Origin of the sequence: Sphingobacteruim zhuxiongii (assembly GCF_009557615.1) — a bacterium.
Lineage (GTDB): Bacteria > Bacteroidota > Bacteroidia > Sphingobacteriales > Sphingobacteriaceae > Sphingobacterium > Sphingobacterium zhuxiongii.
The window spans coordinates 791017-811644 of sequence record NZ_CP045652.1 but is presented as its reverse complement, the minus strand read 5'-3'; the positions used below and the strand labels follow the sequence as shown (position 1 = coordinate 811644).

Here is a 20628-nt window from a genome sequence, read left to right as displayed (position 1 = left end):
AAGGGTATTATCCAATATCACAAAAGCGACACAAAAAACCCACTATCCTTGGAACATCTAAAAATCAGATGGTTTTGAAAAAATAAGCTAACCGACTTGCATCGGTTAGCTTATATCTATGTTTAGAGATAATCTCGAAAGAGATTACGCTACGATTTCAGTTACCTGACCAGCACCTACTGTACGACCACCCTCACGGATAGCGAAACGTAGACCTTTTTCCATAGCGATTGCGTTGATCAACTTAACATTGATTGTAACGTTATCACCTGGCATAACCATCTCAGTACCCGCTTCTAGAGTGATTTCTCCAGTTACGTCTGTTGTACGGAAATAGAACTGAGGACGGTATTTGTTAAAGAATGGAGTGTGACGACCACCTTCAGCTTTTGATAATACGTAAACCTCAGCTTTGAAGTCTGTGTGAGGAGTTACTGAACCTGGTTTACAGATAACCATACCACGACGGATATCAGTTTTCTCAATACCACGTAACAATAAACCTACGTTATCACCTGCTTCACCGTAATCTAAAATTTTACGGAACATCTCAACACCTGTTACTGTAGATTTCAAGTTCTCAGCACCCATACCTAAGATCTCAACTGGATCACCAGAGTTGATTACACCTCTTTCGATACGACCAGTTGCAACTGTACCACGACCAGTGATCGAGAATACGTCTTCGATAGGCATTAAGAAAGGTAATTCAGTCAAACGTGGAGGAATTGGAATGTAGTTATCTACAGCGTCCATTAATTCCATGATTGCGTCAACCCATTTCTCTTCACCGTTCAATGCACCTAATGCAGAACCTTGGATTACAGGAATATCATCACCTGGGAATTCGTAGAATGATAATAATTCACGAACTTCCATTTCAACTAAGTCTAATAACTCAGAGTCATCAACTAAGTCAACTTTGTTCAAGAATACTACTAACGCAGGAACACCTACCTGACGAGCCAATAGGATGTGCTCGCGAGTTTGAGGCATAGGACCATCTGTAGCAGCAACAACGATGATAGCACCATCCATTTGAGCAGCACCAGTTACCATGTTCTTAACGTAATCGGCGTGACCTGGACAGTCAACGTGTGCATAGTGACGGTTAGCTGTTTGGTATTCTACGTGTGCAGTGTTGATTGTGATACCACGCTCTTTTTCTTCAGGAGCAGAGTCAATTGAATCAAATGAACGAGCTTCTGACAAACCTTTATCAGCTAAAACTTTAGTGATAGCAGCTGTTGTAGTTGTTTTACCGTGGTCAACGTGACCAATAGTACCAATATTTAAGTGCGGTTTACTACGGTCAAATTTCTCTTTTGCCATGTTTATGCGAATTAGTAATTATAAAATATTTCTTTTAATTATGTTACAAAGTTAAAAAAACTTTTGTGTCGAGCCAAAGATGGGATTTGAACCCACGACCTCTTCCTTACCAAGGAAGTGCTCTACCCCTGAGCTACTTCGGCTTACAAAAACCTTATTTACAGCTGTAAGCCTCTAGTCTTTACATAAAAATATCAAAGAAGACAGAGACTTATTTTGTTTTATAAATTGAGCGGAAGACGAGGTTCGAACTCGCGACCTATAGCTTGGAAGGCTATCGCTCTACCAACTGAGCTACTTCCGCTTTTAATTGTATACGCTTTGAGAAAACTGCAAGCAGCTAAAGCGTATACAAAATTAGTGTGGAGGGAGAAGGATTCGAACCTTCGAAGCCGAAGCAACGGATTTACAGTCCGTCCCATTTGACCGCTCTGGAACCCCTCCAGACCTGTAACCTAAGTTACGTTTGAGCCTCCTATCGGAATCGAACCAATGACCTACTGATTACAAGTCAGTTGCTCTACCAGCTGAGCTAAGGAGGCGTATTTAAATTTAATAAAACTTTCTTAAAGAACGACTACCCTTGGATAGCGAGTGCAAAAATCTAATATTATTTTGACTTCTGCAAGTTTTATTTATATTTTTTTTCAGTTAAAGAACTCATCAAAACTTTGTTTGTTATTTCCCCGTTTTGATGATGCAAAGATAGCTACTCGAAGCATATTACAAAATATATTTATCCTTTTTTTTCTGCGCAAAAAACCATTTACCTGATATGCAAGTAAATAATTTTTATTTTCAATTATTCAGAAGCCCTATATTTGCGCATGTTTTATTCTAGATTATCCAAAATTCTACTCCTCGCGGTCCTATCATTGGGATTGCAGTTAAGTGCGAAGGCACAAGAAAGCTCGCTCGATTCCACTAATTTTATCAAAAAAATCATCAAAAAATTCGTCTCATCGGAAAAAGATTCTTCCCGTTCGGCAAGTTTTATGGTACTTCCGGCAGTTGGGTACGCACAAGAAACAGGCTTCGAATATGGTATCGCAAGTACATACAATTTCTATATAGACAAAAACGATTTAAATAGTCGCACCTCAAATCTTACGTTGATCGGTACATTGACAACAAAAAAACAGAAAAACATCAAACTTATTTCAGATATCTGGACTAAAGGTAACGAATATCATATCCTATCAGAGCTACGGTATCGCGACTGGCCATTTAATTTTTACGGGATAGGGAATGATACTTGGAAAGCAGATGAAGACTATCTCGATCAGAAATTATATCGTATAAAACTAGATGGCGAGAAGCGCTTTGCACCAAATTTCTACGCAGGGCTCAATGTAAACTATGAATATCTCAAATTCAAAGATATGGAAGCAGGGGGTATTTTCGAGGAACCAACAGTATACGGGAAGACAGGAGGACAATATCTTGCATTAGGGGCTTCCGCACTTTACGATACCCGAAATAACACCACTTATACAACCGAAGGATTCTACGGACGTGCAAAATACAGCTATGCACCTAATTTCTTCGGAAAGGATAATTTCATAGGATCCCAAGTTGAAATTGATTTAAGAGGCTTCTATCCGATCAGTAAGTCGCTAACAGTAGCAGCGCAAGGTTTATACCGTGGAACATACGGCGATAAAATCCCTTTTTATGTACTTCGTGACTTGGGTGGCGACATGAGCATGCGCGGATATTATCTTGGACGATATAAAGACAATAACTACGCTACAGCGCAAGCTGAACTCCGCTATAGATTTCATCCACGCGTGGGTATTAATGGTTTTCTCGGCACAGGAAGTACGTTTTCAAAAGAAAACGATATGCGTCTTCTACCTAGCTATGGTGCCGGCATTCGTTACTTCTTCAGCCTCGAACATAATAGCAGTATTCGATTCGATTATGCCTTCGGTGAACAACGCCCAGGTGAAAAGAGACAATCTGGCTTCTATTTGAGCATTAGTGAAGCTTTTTAATCAAAGTCTAGTTCTGAGAGGTTAGCACTTAGCGATTCGTTTTCACTACTTTTTTCTGAAAAGAGAAACTTCAAGCTTGGCAATGCTATTATTTTCAATTTTAATTCAAGTCTTTGATATCCTTTTAAAATCCTTATCAGGTCCCTTCACGATCGGCCCTGATTGGGTTTTGAAAGGGGTTTGAAAGGGATGTGAAAGGGAACTAGACTGAAGTGATCCGATGTATCCTTCGAAATTCCAACTTGCAATAATCAGCTATAAAAATACCGCAGCATCTAATGCAATTGAACGAAGCTTTTATTGTGAAAAAAGTATATGCCCATCATTCCCAAACTGGATAAATTAGAAATCATAGCATAAACGGTGCTGTTAGAAAGAAGGTAGAATTGCGTTTTGATGTTGGCTTGAGAGCGGAATTGTTTGTTAGGCGATGTTTGACACTAAAACTGTAATGTAAACACACTTCCTTCCCCCTCTTTGCTGTCGACAAGTAGATTTCCTTTGTGCATTAACATGATTTGTTTACTAAGCGTAAGCCCTACACCAGTTCCAGTTTTTTTAGTCGTGAAGAAAGGCGTGAAAATCTGCTCTTGAATTTCAGAAGACATTCCAACACCATTATCTTGAATCTTGATTTGAGTACGACCACCGTTTTCTAGGGCGGTTAAGCTGATATAAGGCTCCTCTTGGTCCTTAACGGCCTCGATTGCATTGAGCAATAAGTTAATCAACACTTGCTCAAGCAAATTGATGTCTGCTTGTAGTACCATCCGGGTATTTTTGATAATAATATCGACATCGATATTTTTCTGCAGCAGTGTTGGTTCAAGCAGCTGATAGATATTCTCAAAGAGCTGAACAAGGAGGATTTCTGCAACTTGCGGCTGATCAACTTTATTGATTAGGCGGTAACTTTTCGCGAATTGTAATAAACCCTCGCTTCGACGCTTGATTGTGAATATTCCTAACTTCAGATCATCGATATCCTGATCCCCCTCCCATTGTTCCAATCGACTGTGTAGGGTTTCAGCAAGCGAACTGATCGGACCGATAGAATTCATAATCTCGTGGGTCAAAACCCGTAAAAGTTTATGCCATGCTTTGGTCTCCGTCTCGTCGATCGCCTCATTGATATCTTGATAAACTACAATTCGAAACTGTCCGTCCTGAGTTTCAAATTCTGAACATTGAAGAAGTACCTTGATCTTACCAGAGCTTGAGCTCGTTGTTTCCATTTGTTGCTTACCCGCCTTCAGCTGTATAGTCTTCTCGTACAAATCTGCATTTCTACGCTGTAATCCTGATATATTACCGAGGTGTGGTACTTGAAACAATGATTTGAAGGCGTCGTTAACCCAGATTACCTTACCGGTATCCGCATGGAAGAACAAGATCGCCGTATCAAGCATATTAATTACCTTATTCAGATACTGATGCTGAAGCGCCTGATCAATACTTATATTTTTATAAATTTCATTGATCTGATTAAATGCTTGAAATAATTTCCCTTCGGCAGAATTCCCATTTTTAACCACAAAGCGGCGGGTAAAATCTCGATATTTTACCGCCTCTGAAAATTCAAGGAGCTGTTTAATAAGAAAACGATGCTTGGCGATGAATCGATAGGCAAAGAAAAGTGTCAATAAAAAGGAGACAAAAGCATAGCTATAGTACCCAAGGAATGCGAGATAGGCAATACCTATGGATAAAAGAAGAATCGTTAATACTTTAAAAAAATCAGCAATTGCTATTCTCGACATTTGCTTATAAATTGTATTTCTCTAGGCGTCTGTATAATGTTGCTCGTGTTAAACCTAATTCTTTGGCCGCTTTACTAATATTCCCGTTATAACGTTCAATTGCCGACTTAATAGCCTTTCTCTCTATCTCTTCAAGGTTGTGAGAAGAGAAGTCATTACCCTGATTCAAAGGTTCCGGGACAGACTCGATGGGAGAGAATAATATATCATCCGCACGAAGGCTCGATTGATCCGACATTATTACCGCACGTTCAATACTATATTGCAGTTCCCGTACATTACCTGGGAAATGATATTGTTTCAGTTTTTGCAATGCATCAGCTTCTATCCCAGCTATATTTTTATGGTATTTCTGGTTATAGAAGTCCAAGAAGTGATTAGCTAATAAAGGGATATCCTCCAATCGATCACGTAAGGCAGGAACTTGTATCTCTAAGGTATTTATTCGATAAATTAAATCTTTCCGAAATCTAGATTCATCTGCTAGCGCTTTTAAAGGAACATTTGTTGCCGAAAGAAGTCTAATATCGACGGGTATAGCCGCACTGGACCCCAACGGAACTACGGCGCGGTTCTGCAATACGCTAAGCAATTTAGCTTGTTGCTGAAGACTAATATTTCCAATTTCATCAAGAAATAGCGTACCTGTATCTGCATTTTCAAATCGTCCCTTTCTGTCTTCTCTCGCATCTGTAAACGCCCCTTTTTTATATCCGAACAACTCACTTTCGAAGAGTGTTTCGGTTAGTGAACCGACGTCTACTTTAATAAAAGGTTTTTTATTGCGCAAAGAACGTTGATGAATCGCATTTGCTATTAGATCTTTCCCTGTACCGTTTTCTCCAAGAATTAAAATGTTAGCCTCTGTTGGCGACACTTTGTCGAGCTTGTAAAACAAATCGTCCATAATAGCAGATTTGCCTACAATCCCCTGCTCATCGGTTAAGGGTTTGCCTTTTTGGATTGGGTTCACATTTTTCTGCTCATCTAATAATGTCTGCAGCGTACTCAAAAGCTGCTCATTTTGCCAAGGTTTGACAATAAAGTCCGCTGCACCTTGTTTTAACGATTTGACAGCAAGATCAACTGCACCATATGCTGTAATCATAACAACATGGACTTGCGGAAAACTCTCTTTTACTTTCCCCAACCAATACAAACCTTCATTCCCCGTGTTAATTGCACTCTTAAAATTCATATCCAGCAATAGGATATCCACGGCATTTTTCTCCAGAATGTTCAATAGTTTTTCGGGGTTATGTTCTACGATAACCTCTTTTACATTAGGTCTTAACAGGATGCGGGTGGCGGTTAATAAATCCTGATCATCATCTACAACAAGTACAGTCGCTTTCTTCATGCTAGGTCTAAGTTACTTATAAATCCAATGCCCCTGCATAGTAATCATTAATATATTTTTGCAATAACCACTCGTACTGTTTGATTACTAACTGACTACGCGTATTGTCTAATTTATTTTTTGCCATGAGATAGATAACCGAATTACTATTTCCTGCTTCAAAATGTACATTGGCAATGCGGAAGGCTTCCTCGTAAGATTGGGCCTGCTCTTTTAAATTCTGAACATTGGTTTGTGCTGCTCGCAGATCAAATACTGCCTTCGCGGTTTCTTGACGCAATTGGTTCTCTAGAACTTGTTTATTAAGCGCAGCGTCGTCAACATCCAACTGCGCAAGTCTGACTTGTGTACGCGTCGCGAACCTATTAAAAATTGGAATGCTAAGACTGACAGAGACACTCTTTCGCAGATTATTTTTGATTTGATTGAAAGCATCTCCGCCATCCTTACTATAATTAGAACCTAATCCGCCACCTAAAGAGAGTGAAGGGAAATATGCAGACTTCGCTACCTTCACACTTTCTTCCATTTCCTTTCTCCGCCAATCAAGCGCACGAAATTGAGGCAATACCGTTAACGAAGATTGGAACAAATCATCCGCATTATAGCTTGTTGCAGCAGCCGATCGTTCCAGTTGTTCCAATTCAGGTAAATCCTTAACCGCTAGATTCAAAAGACTCGCTAGTCCGAGTTTAGCGTCGTTTAGCGACTGCTTAGTTTGTTCTAAGGTGTTCAAATCACTGCTATATTGCCCTTTAATATCATACAGGTCGCCTGGCGCTACGGCACCTTCTCTGTTAAGTACTTCGTGCCGATGCAATTGTTCATTCGTTACTGCTATTTGACCTTCAACTTGGGTTAACATATCTTGCGCCGTTAAAACTTTCAAGTAGGCCTCGATAACATCTAATTTCAATTCATTTCGCTCTCCTTCAAACTCCAACTTCCCGGCCTCCTTTGCATTGGCGCTGCGACGAATATTATGTAAAATAGAAAAACCGTTAAAAATGGGAACATTTGCACTCAAATACTGATTCCCATAACTATTGTTTCGATCAACGTACTGATTGGTCGTCGGGTCAATGCTTCTACCTTGACTTAATTCATGTGATGCGCCACCATTAACTTGAGGCAATCGATCATACTGAGCCTGTTTATGTCTTAAATCTGCTCGATTCAAATTCAACTCCGAACGTAATAAAGTCGGGTTATTCTCTATTGCCAGCTTAATGCAATCCGAAAGGGACAGTGTGCGAGTCTGCCCCTTAAGATTGCTAACTAAACAACAACAAATTGTTACGATATATAAATAGATGGTTATGTATTTCATGAATTTAATTTTCATAAGCATTCCATAGCTTATGCCAAATATTTTAAACACTGATTTACAATTCATTACACTCTAAATAAACAAACAACTGTTCGGAGTCGAACAGGAAAGTGTTCGGTAGCGAACATTTTAGATTCCCGATAGACGTATTTTGATCCTAATCTGCTAGAATGAACGTTTATCGAACACAAGAAGATTTTAAATATCCGATACTGTATTTAAATTACACGTAGACAAGTTATTTCAACCGCATCAATTGTTCTCTCCGTATGATCGGTGTCTTTGCATCATCATCTTTTGTAGTCGAACAGGCTTCGAACAGCGAATAAAAACCAGTTATTGCAGATTTTTAAAAGTTAATGACACAGATACCGTGGCAAACCTGTTCAGCATCGCACAACAACTGTCCATTAGCGAACAGTACAATCAGGATTCTTAGCGGACATGCGTTGATTTACAACGTATTACGATTTTGGCACAACCTTATCTATGCATCTTGTATAAAGATTAAAAATAAATGGACAGACCAATTAAACAGAAGACATGGAATACCAAGCGGATCTTAACGGTTGGCGGCGTGATTGCATTAGTTGGCTTAATCGGTGCTAGTTATTATTACACTAGCGGAAACAGCAAACTAAACGTGGAAGCAGAACGTATTTCCATCTTTGAAGTTAAAGAAGATACCTTTCAAGAATTTATACCAATCAATGGAACAGTTCTTCCAATTAGCAGCATCTATTTAGATGCCTCGGTTGGCGGGCGCGTAGAAGAGAAATATGTAGAGGATGGCGCACATTTGAGAAAAGGAGATCCCATAATGCGACTATCAAATACCGATTTAGAACTTAGTTTAATTAATCAGGAGACCCAGGTTTTAAACCTATTGACGCAAGCTCAGATCGCACAGACCAGCGCACAACAAGCGACAATAAATAACCGCAACCAAATGGCGGATGTAGAACAGGCACTGAAAGAATCGGAACGTGTATACAACTTAAATAAAAAACTGCTTTCGGAAAAAGCTATAGGTTCGCAGGAATATCAAAAATCTTTGAATGAATTCAATTATCAAAAAGAGCGAGTTGGTTTGACCAATCAAATTGTTAAACAGGATGAAGTTTCCAATGCACAGAAACTAAGTCAAGACCGCGAAACCTATAAGCGTACGCAAAGCGCCTTACAGTTAATGCGCCAAAAAGTTGGTGATTTAATCCTAAGAGCACCTGTAGATGGTCAATTAACGTCATTTGATGCAGAGATTGGGCAAAACAAAACAGCTGGCGAACGTTTGGGGCAAATTGATGTGCTGACTGGCTTTAAAGTCCGTGCAGAGATTGATGAGCATTATATCAACCGTATTTTTCCTGATTTGAAAGGACAATTTAGTATTGATGATAAACCCTATGAAATACGTATAAAGAAAGTCTACACACAGGTTAAAGATGGTCGCTTTCTAGTCGATATGGAATTTATAGGCGCAAGGCCGGAGAGTATTCGTCGCGGTCAAACCCTCCCTATTCGCTTGGCTTTGAGTGATAAAACCAAGGCCGTATTGCTAGCAAAAGGTGGCTTTAATCAACTAACTGGCGGCAACTGGATTTTCAAATTGGATAAAGCCGGCAACACAGCCTATCGTACGGACATTCAACTAGGTCGACAAAACCCCGAATACTATGAAGTCTTAGGCGGTCTAAAGCCAGGTGATAAAGTCGTCATTTCAAGTTATGAAACGTACGATAAGATTCAAGAATTAAAAATAAAACAGTAGAGGTCAATGCAACTGCTGCCTTACTCCCTAACCAAGGTGGCAGTCTGCAAAGACTTTTTTAAAACTAATAACGATAATTATTAAGACCATATGATCAAGATAACTAACCTACAGAAATTCTATCGCACCGAGGAAGTGGAAACAGTAGCGCTTAACGATGTGAACATACATGTGAAAGAGGGCGAATTTGTGGCTGTCATGGGCCCTTCTGGCTGCGGAAAATCAACATTGTTAAATATTGTCGGTCTATTAGATGATTTAGATGAGGGTAGCTATCTATTTAACAATATTGAAGTCGCAAAATTTAAGGAAAATAAGCGTTCCGATTTGCGGAAGCACAACATTGGATTTGTATTCCAATCGTTCAATTTGATTGATGAATTAACTGTTTTCGAAAACGTGGAACTTCCCTTAGTTTACACGAATGTACCTGCTGCAGAACGCAAGAAGCGTGTGGAAGAAGTGCTTGAGAAAGTACAAATTATGCATCGTAGAAACCACTTTCCACAGCAACTTTCAGGAGGTCAACAACAGCGTGTTGCTGTTGCACGTGCGGTAGTTAATAATCCGAAACTTATTCTTGCCGATGAGCCCACGGGTAACCTAGACTCTAGCAATGGTAATGAAGTTATGCAACTCCTGACCGAACTCAATGAAGCCGGAACAACTATCGTTATGGTAACTCACTCGGAACATGATGCTAAGTTTGCTGACCGTGTAATTCGGATGCTGGATGGGCAGGTAATTTTAGAAACATCCTCCGTTGTTTAGTTGAATATTTAAGATCTATTGTCTTACTCCTAAGAATATTTATCATGTTTAAAATAGCCTTTCGAAACCTAAAAAAGAATAGAGGATTCACTGTCATCAATATTACTGGATTAGCTATCGGTATGGCCGCTGCAATCTTGATTATGCTTTGGGTTCGTAGTGAAGTCACTTTTGATCGTCAGCATCAATTTTTAGATCGCATCTATGTAATTGGAAACAAAGCTGCATGGGGTGAAAAAATACAAGTATGGTTCTGGACTCCACGCGTTATGGCGCGAGCACTAGAAACCGAGTTTCCCGAAGTCGAACATGCGGTTCGTGTCGAGAATGCTGGAGAAGATCTATTAACGGTCGGAGAAAACAAATTAAACAAAGAAAAAGGACTTTATGCAGACGAACAGTTCTTTAAACTCTTCAATTATGATGTTATTTCAGGGGATATAAAAACTGCGCTCTCCAACCTCAATAATATTGTTATCACCGAAGAATTGGCAATTAAACTATTTAAGAGCACTGATGTTGTTGGCAAGATAATCAAGCGTAACAAGGATGAGCAATTTACCGTTTCTGCGGTACTTACAGACATTCCCTCGAATAGCATGTACAATAAAACGAGTTATTTTTTATCAATGAAATACCTCGACGCCCGCTATCCATCGAACGTTGAATGGAATAACAATACCCTGCAAACCTTTGTACTTTTGAAAGAAGGTACGAACGCAGACCAATTTGGGAGAAATATGACAGGTTTCTTGAAAAAACACACAGAAACTAACGCCGACAATGTCATTAATGCCTTATCAGACTTTCACTTATATAGAACATACGAAAATGGCGTATTAGTTGGTGGTCGTATTGATACGGTTCGCGTTTTTATCCTTATCGCAGCTTTCATTTTATTAATAGCATGTATTAATTTCATGAATTTAAGTACTGCGCAAAGTGAGAAAAGAGCCAAAGAAGTTGGAATTCGTAAGGTTGTAGGTGCTGGGAAAGCTTCGCTAATCAAACAGTTTCTGTCAGAATCCATTCTGCTCTCTAGTATTGCTGGGGTACTCGCTTTAATTATTGTATTTCTTGCGCTCCCTAGCTATTCTCAGCTCGTCGACCGTACCCTAACAATCCCCTATAGCAGTTTATTCTTTTGGATGGCAATGATACTGTTTATTGTTGTTACCGGACTTATAGCGGGGAGCTATCCTGCTTTCTTTCTTTCTTCGTTCAAACCCATACGCGTTCTTAAGGGGAAATTTGTATTCAAAGTAAATAAGTTTAGTACGCGAAAAGTGCTCGTTGTAAGCCAATTTGTCATTGCTATTGTACTTATCGTTAGCACAATTGTAATTCGTAAGCAAATCCAATATGCTCAAGATCGGGAAGTCGGTTTTAATAAAGAACGTTTAATGTTTACAATTGAGCAGGGTGACTTCCAAAAAAACTTTAAGTCTATCAAACAAGAGTTACTTGAACAGGGAATCGCAAGTAGTGTAACACGTACGATGTCTCCCATCACACAACGTCGGAGCAATAGTAATGGCTTTGAATGGGCGGGAAAATTAAAGGATAATACAGTTATTTTCAATCGCTCGGCGGCAGATGATAAACTTGTTGAAACAATGGGATTAGAACTCATTAAAGGAAGAGACTTCGACCTCAGCAAATACCCCACAGACTCGGCTGGAGCTATTATTAACGAAACTGCAGCTAAGGAAATTGGTTTTAAAGATCCGATTGGGCAAATTATAAAAGACGGCAGTCAATCTTTCCAGGTCATTGGCGTGATTAAAGATTTTATTCAAGAATCGCCGTATGATCCAATAGCACCTTTGATTATAGAGGGAGCGAAAGGCATGCTCGCCATAACACATATCAAATTTAAACCGGAAATACATACCCGAGAAGCTTTGGATAAAACAGAAGCTATCTTAAAGAAGTACAATCCAGATTATCCCTTTGAGTATGCATTTGTTGATGATGACTACGCAAAGAAATTTGATGAATCAGAAAAAACCGGTCAATTGGCATCCTTGTTTGCTAGTTTAACCATCTTTATCTCCTGCCTAGGCTTATTTGGATTATCGGCATTTATGGCCGAGAATAAAACTAAAGAAATTGGAATTCGTAAGGTTTTGGGGGCATCAATTTTCTCTGTAACTAGCATGCTGTCCAAAGAATTTATCATTCTAGTAATAATTGCATGTCTCATCGCATTCCCAATAGCTTATTGGGCGATGAATACTTACTTAAGCAGTTACGCTTATCGTATCTCCATCAGCTGGGAGATATTTGCAATCACAGCATTCACTTCGATCTTAATAGCAATTTTAACCATTAGCTATCAATCGATAAAAGCCGCTATTGCAAATCCGATAAATAGCCTTAGAGACGAATAAGAAATTAAAAGGAGTTCGATTCTAATTGTTCGCCCTATAAATGATTGTGTCACGATAGGCTGAACGAATAACAAATTGATAAATACTTGCCTTAGCGTAAAGCATGCTGTAGATATTTTATCCGCTACCCAGATGCGCTAGACAAATTACTAAATATGAATAGACATGTGGTTATCTTTTAAAAACAGTCTTCGACACTTGAAAAGAAACAAACTTTTCACGTTTCTCAACATTCTTGGTTTAACGATTGGTATTAGCTCTTGTTGGGTTATCTACCGCTATGTAAGTTTTGAACTCAGCTATGAACAAGGCTTACCAAATAAAGATAATGTCTATCGCGTCCTTTCTAATTTCAAAAGAGATGGTCAGGACGAAATATTTGGCGGATTATCCAGACCTATCTACTTCTATATGAAGAATGAAATGGATGGACTCGAAAACGTCGTTCCCTCCTTTAGGATGTTTGTTTCAAAGATTGACATTCCGGCGATACCTGGGCAAGATTTAAAACAAGAAGAACCCGAGTTTACAGAAACAGCAGTCATTAGCACTGCCCCTAGTTATTTCGACTTGATTCCTCACACCTGGTTGGCTGGGGATAAATCGACCGCTCTTAATGCTCCCTATCAATTAGTATTGACAGAAAAGCGCGCTAAGCATTATTTCCCAAAACTAGACTATCTAGAAATGATCGGAAAAACGATTGTGTATAATGATAGTATTAAAAAAGTGGTTTCTGGTATAGTTGCTAATTTAACCTACCCCTCCGAATTTAACGGGCAAGAGTTTGTATTATTAGAAGAAACCGCTGCTGACAAGAGACTCGCAAATTGGACAAATAGCAATGGGAACGACAAGGTATACTTTGTTGCTAAAGACCCCAGTTCTGCAACGAAAGCTTTAAATAAAATTCAAGCCGTTGTTAAAAGTAAATGGGAAGATTTTAAAGCAGAGACGAATCCCACATATGAATACAATCGCTCGATTGTTACTATGCCGATCAAAGAGTCACATTTCGCAACTTCAATGAATGAGCGTGGCGCTGAGAAAACGAGTTTAAATGTAATCTATGGTTTAATTGGCGTTGGCATTTTCCTATTATTACTCGCCTGTATCAATTACATCAATTTAACAACAGCCCAACTACCACAACGTCATAAAGAAATTGGAATCCGAAAAACATTAGGCGGCTCACGAAAGTCACTAATCCTCCAAATGATGTTGGAAACCACGCTAATTGTTGGAATAGCTACTATTTTATCCACGTTCGTAGTTCAATTTGCATTCGCGTTATTAGGGGATTTGATTACAGAAAACATCAAAGCGTATGCTAATCCCCTGTTATTTGCAACTTTCCTATCGGTTGTTTTAGGTATTACGATTCTACTAGCGGGCTTCTATCCATCGTGGATGATTAGTAAAGTGAATGCTGTAGATATTTTTAGAAACAAAGGATCAGTGGCTGTGGGACAAAATAGACTGAATCTTCGTAAAACACTTATTGTATTTCAATTTATTATCGCTCAAATTTTTATTGTGGGAGCATTAATCGTCGGACAACAGTTAAAGTTTGTCGTGGAGAAAGATATGGGCTTCTATAAAGACGCGGTCGTCTTAATCAATCTTCCTTATAAACTGTTCCGAAATCCTAATTATTCTAAAAAAACTACCCTGGCCAATGAAATAAGAAAAATCCCAGGAGTTGAAGCCGTAACGATGGGTACTGCACCGCTTTCATTAGACTATAGTTCGATGGCAATGGACTATATGCCGAAAGGAAAGTTGGAACCTATCGTACCTAATATCTTTTTAAAGATTATTGACGATGAATATCTCGATTTCTATGATTTAAAATTAATAGCAGGTTCTCCGCTTCTAGCCTCCGACACCACAAATGGATTTCTTATCAATGAAACCGCAGCTAGAACCTACGGTTTCAAATCGGCACAGGATGCGATAGGTGAAATCATTGGTCAAAAAGGTTATGCACATCCCATTGTAGGCGTAATAAAAGACTTCCACGCAAAAGATTTTTATTCGAATATTCAACCAATGGCACTCCTTCACGATACAGAGAGATTGGATGAGTATGCCATACGCCTTGATCCTGCAAATAAAAAAGAATGGCCTCAAGTCATGGAACGACTAAAATCTACTTGGTCAAAGTTCTTCCCTGTAGAGACATTACAATATTCATTTTATGATGAATCAATTCTTGCAATGTACAAGAAGGAACAAAATCTTTATAAGCTGACCAATATCAGCACAGGAATTGCGATTATTATTAGCTGCTTAGGCCTGTTTGGCTTAGCAACAATTACTGCCTTTCAGCGTAGTAAAGAAATTGGAATTCGGAAAGTATTAGGCGCTTCCATCACAGGCATCGTCAGCATGCTTTCTAGGGATTTCGTAAAGATGGTATTGCTTGCCATACTAATCGCAAGCCCCATCATATGGTGGGCATGCAACAAATGGCTAGAAGACTTTGCCTACCGAATCGACATTTCCTGGAAGCCATTTATTCTTGGGGGATCCCTAGCGATTTTAGCAGCCCTATTAACAGTGAGCTATCAAGCAATCAAAGCTGCAAAAACAAACCCTGTCGATAGTTTAAGAGATGAATAAAATCCAGAATATTGAATAGATATTTTTACCGGTTTCTTTTATTACAAAGAGACGCTAACTTATAAAGCCCATGATTCGCAATTACTTCAAAATACTTTTCCGTAGCCTCGCGAAGAATAAAGCATTCTCCTTCATTAATATCATTGGATTAACAATCGGTACGGCTGCGGCACTGCTGATCATTCTATGGATTCAGCGAGAATACAGCATGGATAAGTTTCACGAGAAATCAGAGCGATTATATGTTATCTATAATCGCGATACTGACGGCAAAAAGACTTGGGTAAATAATAATACTCAAATGGTCTTGTCTAAAACTTTGAAAACGGATTATCCGGAGGTAGAAGCCGTGACTATGTATAATGGGAGTTCAAATCTAATAACGAACGGCGATAAAAAACTAAAAGGCTATGGAGCTGTAGTCGATAGTGTTTTTCTAGAGATGTTTAGCTTTCCACTTCTTCAAGGCAATTCAAAAGCTGCACTAAAAAACCCATCTGATATTGTTTTAACTGAATCATTCGCAAAGTCTCTGTTCGGCAATCAGAATGCAATGGGCAAAACCCTTACGTTAGACTCGGCTTCTCAATTTACGGTCACGGGCATTTTGAAAGACCTACCTAATAACACTAAATTCAGTTTTAAATATTTATTACCGCGATCCTATAAAGCTCAAATTAATCCGGAAAACGATAGCTGGGGGGCTTTCTCTACAACAAGTTACGTCTTGCTAAAACCTGGTGCCTCATCAACTAAAGTTGATCAGAAAATTAAGAATTTAGCACGCAATAATACTAAAGACAAGGGACTTCCTATTACAGCCGAACCCTTCTTACATCGCATTGATAAAAAATATTTATTCAATAAGGATATCAACGGCTATTTAGTCGGCGGTGAAATCAATAAAATTCGACTTTTTAGTGTTATCGCAGGATTTATATTACTTATCGCCTGTATTAACTTTATGAATCTTAGTACGGCTAAGAGTGAAAAACGAGCGAAGGAAGTTGGTATTCGCAAGGTAGTCGGCGTAACGAAAGCCGGATTAATCATGCAATTTATCTTCGAAAGTCTATTCCTCAGTTTTCTATCCTTCATATTGGCCATGGTTATCGTCTATTTGACGATCCCTCACTATAATCAATTGGTTGGAGGTAAATTGATTGTTCCAATACAGGACCCTAGCTTTTGGCTATTCAGTATTGGGTTTATCTTGTTTACGGGACTCTTGGCGGGTAGTTATCCTGCATTTTTCCTTTCTTCTTTCAATCCAATTAAAGTATTAAAGGGAACATATAAATCTGCAAGAAATACGGTATCCGCGCGAAAAGTACTAGTAGTTTTGCAATTCACTTTCGCTATGATCCTAATCATTTCGACTATCATTATCTACAATCAAATTCGTTATGGGTTAGACCGCGAGTCAGGCTATGATCGAGAGCAATTGATCTATATTCCGATCGAAGGAAAAATACGTAGTAACTATGACCTTATAAAACAAGAAATTCTAAATACTGGCGCTGTTAGCACAATGACAAAAAGCCTTAGTCCAATTACCGAGAGATGGAGTGATCAGTGGGGTTTGGAATGGGATGGTAGCAATAAGCAAGATGGACAGATAACGTTTATCAAGTTTGGAACAGATGCAGATCTGGTAAAAACAATGGGGCTTAAAATCATTGAAGGCCGAGATATAGATGTCAACAAGTTCCCTACGGATACCAGTGCTGTCTTATTAAACGAATCAGCTATTAATGCGATGCGTATCAAAGATCCAATTGGTAAACTACTGAACCATGTCGGCTATAAAGAAGACAATTATAAGATCGTTGGTATTGTTAAAGACTTTGTATTTGAGTCACCGTTTATGGATAAAATCCAACCAATGATGATTTGTGGACCGAGAGGCTACTACGCGACGACGCTTCATATGAAGTTGAGCGAACAATTTGACACCAAAGCGAGTCTGGGAAAGGTTGAAGAGGTACTCAAGAAGGTTAATCCCGATTATGAATTTAACTACACCTTTGTTGATGAAAGCTATGCTTGGAAATTCGCATCAGCAGAACGTACTGCAAAATTAGTGACGCTGTTTGCAATCCTTACCATACTAATTTCATGCTTAGGTCTCTTTGGATTAGCAGCGTATCTCGCCGAAAATAGAACAAAAGAAATTGGTATTCGTAAAGTTTTGGGTGCTTCAGTTCTACAGGTAACAGGGCTACTTTCGCGCGAGTTCTTGATCTTAGTCAGCATCTCGTTTATTATAGCATCTCCTATCGCTTGGTATGCTATGAATATTTGGCTAGCTGATTACAGCTATAGTGCCGGGATATCTTGGTGGGTTTTTGTCCTAACTGGTGTATTAGCGCTTATGATTACCTTCTTGACCATTAGCTGGCAATCAATAAAAGCGGCAATAGCTAATCCTGTGACAAGCCTAAGAAATGAATAGTGTAGTTCAACTAGTACTTATAATTCAAGCGTGTGTAGCATGCTAGTGGATTTCTCCTATAGAATCCAAATACCTTGCTGATTATTCATGCTAGCTGTTAATGTCAGGAGACTTATCGCTTATGCTACGAATGGATCCGATACTTCAAAAAGCTACGATGAGGTCAATAAAGCGTTTGAGAGATAAATAATTAAAATTGATAACAGGGAAATCAACGACGAGCATAAACAGTTGATAATAAACTTGAAATTATGTTAAAAATAGCTTTTCGCACCATACTAAAAACTAAGTCATTAAGCTTTATACAAGTTTTCGGCTTCGCGATTGCGATTACAACATCGACAATCTTATTCTTGACAGCCATGTTCGAGCTGTCGTTTGATAGATTCCATAAAGATACGGAGCGAATCGGAATGGTCTACATGGAAAGCAACAGTCAGGGTGGTGTCGAATATAACCCAAGCGTTGCCGCACCTTTAGCTCCATTGATGAAAAAAGAACTGCCAGACGTCGAGAACGTCACGCGCGTTTACCAAAACCATGTCTTGCTCAGAAATGACAATAAGGAAGTGCGCAGCATCAACAGATCTGTCGATCAATCGTTCTTCAACATATTTGATTTCAAGTTGATTCAGGGAAATAAAAAAGGGCTTGACATGTTAGATGGGGTTATTCTTGATGAGAATACCGCAATGAGTTTATATGGAAGCACAAATATTATCGGTAGGCCTATCGAATTAAACCAATCTGGAGAATGGGAAAACCGTGTGATTAGCGCAGTTATAGAGAATGCCCCCTCAAATTCTAATATCCACTACAATAGCCTATCACGCGTTGAGAATCTACCAAATTTTCAAGCCAGGAGTATGGATTGGGGACACAAAGATCATTTTGTGTTTGTCAAAGTTAAGAGTCCAAAACTTAATGTCCAACAATTTACCATTGCTGCGCAATCCTTCCTAGATACGCATTACAAAGATGAAATAGGAAAACTAAAACGCGATGGCGCAATGCTTGACAAAAATGGAAAATACCTCAGTATACATTTACTACCTCTTCGCGATCTGCATCTAAGCGATTTGAGAACTGGTTCGAATAGCACAGCTAATTTCCCTTGGATTTTGCTATTAATAGCTGGACTGATCATGTTTATTGCAGGTTCTAATTTTGTAAACCTTTCGCTTGCCAATTCGCTGACTCGAATTAAAGAAATCGGAACCAGAAAAACTATCGGAGGAACAACCTTTCAATTATTTAAACAGCTCTGGATAGAGTCCTTTCTAATATGCTTAATAGGGTTAATATTAGGCTTGCTATTGACCGCTATAATATTGCCGGAATATAATGCGACCTTGGGGTATAATTTCAGCATCACACAGCTTTTTAAGCCCTTAAATATTATTATATTTCTTTCGTCTTTTCTTCTTCTAACCGTAATTACCGGCGGATATCCAGCAATGCGAATATCGAGTGCAAATATCATTGAAAGTTTAAAAGGGACGGGTAAGCTTAAGTCTACTCACATGCAGAACAGTTTAACTGTATTGCAATTCGCAATTGCGATAATACTCTGTATTGCAACCATTGTAATAAGCTCCCAGCTCCATTACTTGGCAAATAGACCTTTGGGCTTCAATAAAAACGAAGTGATTAGCATTCCAATAGGTAGCGGTGTCGATAGTCGTCAGCTTTTGGCTCGTATGCGTGTCGAGTTATCCGCCTATCCTTGGGTAAAAAGTATCACAGGAACTGATATTAATTTAGGACAAGGTAGAGATGGAAGCACGTCGACAAGCAGATTCGGTTTTGACCACGAAGGAAAAGAAGTTATTACCAATTTCCTCAATATAGATTATGATTATTTAAAAACATTGGACATTAAGCTCCTCGCTGGTCGAGACTTTGACCGTTCCTTTGGGACAGATTCTAACGCTGTATTAATCAATAAAGAAATGGCGGCTCTCGTTGGCGGGGAAAAGGCAATTTTAGGCAAGCAATTACAAATGGACGGTTCGCCCACTGTCATTGGGATAGTCGACAATTTCAACTTTGATGACCTTAAACAAAAAGTTGGTCCGTTAACTATGTCGATAAACCCATCTGGTTTCCCGCTTCAATATCTTTTTGTACGAGTTGAAACTGACAACCTGAGTCAAACGTTACAGAATGTTGAAAAGACATGGAAGACGATAAACCCCAAAGCGAGTTTTGCAGCAAGCTATTTGGATGAAAACACGCAGAACCAATATAAAAATGAACGCCGATTTGCAAAGATTGTTATTGCCGGGGCTTCAGTGGCTATTATTATTTCATGCTTAGGATTATTCGCATTGACGATACTCCTGATCAATGGAAAAATCAAAGAAATAGGTATACGTAGAGTACTTGGTTCTTCAATCGGTAATATCATTTTATTACTTTCCAAAAACTTCATCAAGCTTATTAGCATAGCATTCCTCATAGGTGCTCCAATTTCATGGTTTATCATGAATAATTGGCTCCAAAGCTTCGCATTTCGAATAGAGATTCAGTGGTGGATGCTTGTGTTAGCAGGTAGTACAGCATTAGGATTTGCCATGATAACTATCGCCTGGCAAACCTTTAAAGCCGCAAGGACAAATCCAGTCGATAGCTTGAGGGACGAATAATGTTGAGCAATTAACCGATCTCATCACTTAAAGAAAATTGACTCGAGTACATACGTCTGGGAAATTGAATACACATAAGAATATGTAAATAAATTTCTCTCCATAATCGCACGAGATGTGTCCGAAATCGAATGATAACAAGATAGATCATAAACACAAACAATTGAATAACAAAATATTACAACT

The 20628-nt window shown here is 38.9% G+C and carries 11 protein-coding genes and 4 tRNA genes; 7 read left to right on the top strand and 8 right to left on the bottom strand.

From position 1 onward, the window contains the following. Positions 1-144: 144 nt before the first annotated feature. From tuf to GFH32_RS03565, 5 genes are all read right to left on the bottom strand, one after another. Entirely contained in the window at positions 145-1332 is a 1188-nt protein-coding gene (tuf, locus tag GFH32_RS03585) for an elongation factor Tu (protein ID WP_153509776.1), read from the bottom strand. 71 nt (positions 1333-1403) lie between these two features. Further along, positions 1404-1475, bottom strand: a tRNA-Thr gene (locus GFH32_RS03580). An 88-nt stretch (positions 1476-1563) separates the two neighbouring features. Then, positions 1564-1636: transfer RNA gene (locus GFH32_RS03575), tRNA-Gly, on the bottom strand. A 59-nt stretch (positions 1637-1695) separates the two neighbouring features. Then, positions 1696-1776, bottom strand: a tRNA-Tyr gene (locus GFH32_RS03570). Positions 1777-1801: 25 nt separating this feature from the next. Continuing rightward, positions 1802-1874 (bottom strand) — tRNA-Thr (locus GFH32_RS03565). Positions 1875-2159: 285 nt separating this feature from the next. On the opposite strand from GFH32_RS03565, the gene GFH32_RS03560 reads away from it, so the two are divergent. Then, positions 2160-3329 carry a BamA/TamA family outer membrane protein gene (locus tag GFH32_RS03560; protein WP_153509775.1) on the top strand — a complete coding sequence of 390 codons (1170 nt, stop codon included), beginning with the start codon at positions 2160-2162 and terminating at the stop codon, positions 3327-3329. A gap of 440 nt (positions 3330-3769) precedes the next feature. Here the strand turns inward: GFH32_RS03560 and GFH32_RS03555 are convergent, their stop codons facing one another. Genes GFH32_RS03555 through GFH32_RS03545 form a run of 3 tightly spaced genes read right to left on the bottom strand, consistent with a single transcriptional unit; the run spans position 3770 to position 7779 of the window. After that, positions 3770-5089, bottom strand: a complete 1320-nt coding sequence (locus tag GFH32_RS03555) for a sensor histidine kinase (protein ID WP_153509774.1) — start codon at positions 5087-5089, stop codon at positions 3770-3772. A 4-nt stretch (positions 5090-5093) separates the two neighbouring features. Beyond that, positions 5094-6449: a sigma-54-dependent transcriptional regulator gene (locus GFH32_RS03550; RefSeq protein ID WP_153509773.1), complete on the bottom strand. Its 1356-nt coding sequence runs from the start codon at positions 6447-6449 to the stop codon at positions 5094-5096. A 16-nt stretch (positions 6450-6465) separates the two neighbouring features. Next, entirely contained in the window at positions 6466-7779 is a 1314-nt protein-coding gene (locus GFH32_RS03545; protein ID WP_194285668.1) for a TolC family protein, read from the bottom strand. Positions 7780-8296: 517 nt separating this feature from the next. Here GFH32_RS03545 and GFH32_RS03540 point away from each other — a divergent pair. The 6 genes from GFH32_RS03540 to GFH32_RS03515 all read left to right on the top strand — a co-directional run bounded on the left by GFH32_RS03540 (position 8297) and on the right by GFH32_RS03515 (position 20442). Continuing rightward, on the top strand, positions 8297-9550 hold the full coding sequence (locus GFH32_RS03540) for an efflux RND transporter periplasmic adaptor subunit (RefSeq protein ID WP_153509771.1): 1254 nt from the start codon (positions 8297-8299) through the stop codon (positions 9548-9550). Positions 9551-9640: 90 nt separating this feature from the next. After that, positions 9641-10321, top strand: a complete 681-nt coding sequence (locus tag GFH32_RS03535) for an ABC transporter ATP-binding protein (protein WP_153509770.1) — start codon at positions 9641-9643, stop codon at positions 10319-10321. A gap of 44 nt (positions 10322-10365) precedes the next feature. After that, positions 10366-12714 (top strand): ABC transporter permease, encoded by a 2349-nt coding sequence (locus tag GFH32_RS03530; RefSeq protein ID WP_153509769.1) that lies wholly within the window; start codon positions 10366-10368, stop codon positions 12712-12714. 198 nt (positions 12715-12912) lie between these two features. Beyond that, on the top strand, positions 12913-15339 hold the full coding sequence (locus tag GFH32_RS03525) for an ABC transporter permease (protein ID WP_160366881.1): 2427 nt from the start codon (positions 12913-12915) through the stop codon (positions 15337-15339). A gap of 70 nt (positions 15340-15409) precedes the next feature. After that, positions 15410-17794: an ABC transporter permease gene (locus GFH32_RS03520; RefSeq protein ID WP_153509767.1), complete on the top strand. Its 2385-nt coding sequence runs from the start codon at positions 15410-15412 to the stop codon at positions 17792-17794. 251 nt (positions 17795-18045) lie between these two features. Beyond that, a complete protein-coding gene (locus GFH32_RS03515) occupies positions 18046-20442 on the top strand; it encodes an ABC transporter permease (RefSeq protein WP_153509766.1) in 2397 nt (798 codons plus the stop codon). Positions 20443-20628 lie beyond the last annotated feature (186 nt).